Origin of the sequence: Pseudomonas sp. RG1 (assembly GCF_025910115.1) — a bacterium.
Lineage (GTDB): Bacteria > Pseudomonadota > Gammaproteobacteria > Pseudomonadales > Pseudomonadaceae > Aquipseudomonas > Aquipseudomonas atacamensis.
In genome coordinates this window covers 1-2,371 of record NZ_JAPCIK010000044.1, presented here as the reverse complement: position 1 = coordinate 2,371, position 2,371 = coordinate 1, and the positions used below count along the sequence as shown (strand labels likewise).

At 54.4% G+C, this 2,371-nt stretch carries 2 pseudogenes; both read left to right on the top strand.

Annotated features, from left to right (window positions below):
- A pseudogene (locus OK411_RS22030) lies at positions 1–638 on the top strand (hypothetical protein); the annotation flags it as partial.
- Positions 639–838: 200 nt separating this feature from the next.
- Positions 839–2,371: pseudogene (locus OK411_RS22025) on the top strand (hypothetical protein); the annotation flags it as partial.

Sequence of the window (2,371 nt, the reverse complement as noted above, 5' to 3'; positions counted from 1 at the left end):
GCGAGCCGCTGCACTTTGACGTCGTGCCGGCCGCCCCCTTCATTGAAACCCCGATCGAGGACGATGCCATCGGGCAGCAGGTGGTGGTGTGCGGTTTTGGCGTGCCGGGCGATACGGTTACGGTGACGCTGGTCGGTGCCACGCGCTCAGAGCCGGCAAGTGGAATCGTGCAGGAAAATCGCACCTGGTCAGTGATGCTCGCTGCAAGTTCGCTGGTCGGGGGGCTTTACCAGCTGGAGGCAGTCGCATCCCGGGACGGTTTCGAATCGTTTGAAACCCTGCGCTCGGTCATGTTGGGTACTTTTGTGCCTGTCCTCGACGAGCCGGCGGCGGGACGCTGGGTCACTCAGCCAGTGCAGTTCAGCGGCAAGGGTCGTCCGGGCGTGGGCGCCGTCGTGAGTTGGTACAACCCGGACGTGCAGTGGCTGGCTCAGGCACCTGTGGTCGATGAGCAGTGGCGCGGGGAGGCGACGCGGGCACTGCCGCTGGCGGGTAACTGGTACCGATTCCGGCAGACGCTGACTGACGCAGCGGATGACGCAACGATGTCCGATTGGGCGGACAGTGCGCGTTTTGAAGTCGAAGCCGCGCGCCTGATCAGCCATGCCGGGCGGCGTTTCATATGTACAAGTTGGTGAACTCTGAGTGATGTGTGGCAACAACGCAAGCTGATGCAGTCGCGTTTAATGGCTGAAGGACGCAAGCATATTAAGGCGTGGAATAGTTACCGTTGGTCGGGACTGTCAGGTTTTACAGGTGTAGCGATGCGGCGCATCGGTATTCAATGAATGTGACCTGTTTTATCTATCAGCCAGCTTGCCCTTTCTGAGATCCGGCCATGGAACAAGATGATGGTATTAAAGATCCTTCCGACAGCTTGCCCCCGAAACAAGAGGTAGTCCGCGCTGAGGAGATCGGAACGGATGTGGCATTTGTAACCCATGAGCTGCACGCGGAAGAAGACGGTAGGTGGGCGCAGCTTCGAGTGAGCTATGCCTACTCCTACGATGGTTCAACATTTACTTGCATCGTGTCAGCGTACAGAGCAAAAGAGAATCGACGTTATGAAGGGAATGTAAAATTCTATCTTTCGTTGGTTAGCGGTGAAGGTAATGTAAGAGAACTGACGGGCAGTGCTCGCCAGACCGGTGAGTGGATCGATCTTGATGAACCCTATCGAGAAATGATTATCGCCAATCAGAGAAACGTAACAGTGGGGTTCGATTATATTTATGATGTAGATAACGCAAGTGATCCGGTTCTGAAAACCTACAAGATCGCCAATTATCGGATGCCCATTCCAACCATCAGTGCAATCCGAAACTTCACATCTTCAACTTTCGCTGTCAAGGGTACGGGGGCAATATACCGTTATACTGTTGTCCTGGACGATGGGCGCGGTACGATTGGGGCAAAAGAGGCTTTCTACGATCCTTGGTCAGTGCCAGTCACCGTGGCAGAAAACAAAAATTCTCTAATGTTTCAAGCATATCAAATGTACGGTGGTAAGGTTTCCGAGCGGACGGGTTATATAACAGTCTACCGCGCTCGAATTACTTTTCCGGCAGCTAATGCTTTGATGTTGGCAAAGGATGTGGTTGGTTTCAGAGGTATTGCTGCGTCGGGTACTGATATCAGAGTAGTTGGGCACTCAAATCACTATGAGAACTGGAGCGACGTTATTACTGTCGGAGATGCCGGTACGAGTTGGGAGGCTAAGGCAACAAAGGTCCCAGTAAGTGGGACGATCTCGGTTACCGCTGAACTCAAATCACCGAATATCAGTCATTTTTATACCGAGGCCGCGACTTTCAGAGTCATGGGTGTGCCGTCAATATCCGAACCACCTGAGTTGGCAATCCATGATCCAGACTTCCTCCTGAAAGGAACCAACGGCCTGGCTGGCGCGCGATTGAGAGCATTTTTCGATCTGACGAATGATTCCGTTCCTGGCTGGGAAGTCGTTAGCGATGTAGACGGGCCGTGGGAGGGGATGATCAAAGTGCCGCCAGGGGCGATCAGCCTTGTTGTCGAACAGGATCTGGATGGCGTGTCATCCGGACGCAGTGCACCACAAGCCTTCAGGATTCGCCCGCCCACCCTGCAACAGCCCACCGTCACCTTCGCTGGAACTACAGTAACTTTCTCCGGCAAGGGTTATTACGATTCCAAACGCAAATCTGAAGTCCAGTTCACCGTCAGGGGGGGGACGGTGCAAGTTCCCACGCCCGCAAATGCCGAAGTGATGCCGAGTGGCACATGGAGCACCGCAGCGCAGGAATGGACTGTCGGTACCTACAACGTTACCGTCATTCAAAAAATCGCTGACAACGCCAGCGGCTGGATCGAGTCGCTCCCGCTGACCTTCGAA